Source organism: Clostridium sp., from assembly GCF_032552055.1.
GTDB lineage: Bacteria > Bacillota > Clostridia > Clostridiales > Clostridiaceae > Clostridium.
On sequence record NZ_JAWGSV010000415.1, the window covers coordinates 1 to 1427 of the forward strand.

1 protein-coding gene is annotated in these 1427 nt (G+C 26.7%); it reads left to right on the plus strand.

All coding sequences use genetic code 11. The annotated features are described in order from the left end of the window. Positions 1-1294, plus strand: a 1294-nt coding sequence (locus E6248_RS16020; RefSeq protein ID WP_316341764.1) for a DNA mismatch repair enzyme (ATPase), incomplete at its 5' end; no start/stop codon positions are given. Positions 1295-1427 lie beyond the last annotated feature (133 nt).

A 1427-nucleotide genomic window follows, 5' to 3' on the forward strand; every position in this document is an offset into this window, starting at 1 on the left:
GTATTACTTGAGCGTTAATGAAATTCCAACTTATACAATAAGACGGGAGGAGCCTATTGTAGGAAATGATGGAACAAAAATAATTATAGAAGGATATTTAGTTGATAACCCAGAAAAGTATTATAATTTAGAAACGTTAAAAGATTATATACTTTGGTTCACAGCTGGCGGAAGCTTTAAGAATATATTCGCTACATATCCTGAGTTAAATTGCTATGTAAAGAACATGCAAGTAGCACCAAGAATATTTATTAATGATGCTATTCTTGATATTAAAGAAGAAATTGCAGGGGCTCATCAATTCTTTCCTCCTCAAGAGAATCCAGTAATAGATGAGAATGAAAAAGTATATAAAAGATCAGTAAATTACTGTAGGCATTTTGGACCATATCATAGGAGTACTAATATAAATGGAGAATATGTTTCATTTCAGATGTATGGAACAGTATCAGGTGTTAATTGTAGAAAAGCAATATGCAAGTTAAGGCAAAGTGAAAGATTAAAAGGGCGATTTGGAATATATTTAGCAAAAGATTTTATTCCATTCACAAAAAAAGGAAGTCTTATATCAGACCCTAATTTTCATCATTTTCATTTATTAGTGAATTCGCAAAACTTTGAACTTACTGCAGATAGAAACAATGTTAGTAATGAAGATGATCCTAAAGCAAAATGGATATATACTATGGTCAGAGAAATAATAAATAATGATATTTTACCTAGTACGCAAACTACATATTTTAAAATGAGAAAGCAAGAAGAAATTAATTTTGCTGTAAAAGAAAAAAGCATAAATTTAAAAAAGAGAATTAGGGAGTTTAGTAAATTAGAAAGTTTAAGTTTAGAAAATGTAGCAATAAAGAGAATTCCAGATAACGAAGCACAGGTAGCGTTATTATTATCAGCTTTATTAAGTAATTCTAAATTTAGAAAATATATAAATATAATTGATTCTATTGCACACTATTCACTACAATCTACAACTGATTTAATATGTTTAAATAGGGAGGAAGAAACTTTACTTGTTGAAGTAGAATTTTTGTTAAGCAATTTATTTAAACATGAGCATCCTTATATGACATTTGACTGTATAGTTTGTTGGAAGGTTGATTTAGAAGTAAATGATAGAAAAACGTTAATAGATGGAATAGAGTTGAAATTATGTTTTGAAAAAGGACAATGGTTTTTAAAATATGGTACAGATAAAATTATTCCAATAATAGAATTATGTGATATTATCCAAAAGATAGAATTAGATAAAGAGAGTTTTGAAAAAGTTTCTTATGGTGATTAAAAAAATATAATTATTATAGATAAGTGATTTACAAATGCTACTATTTATATTGATAATAGTAGCATTTTTCAATAAAACAATATTATTCCACTTATACAATATTATAAGTTATAATAAAAGAGAAGGTAATAAG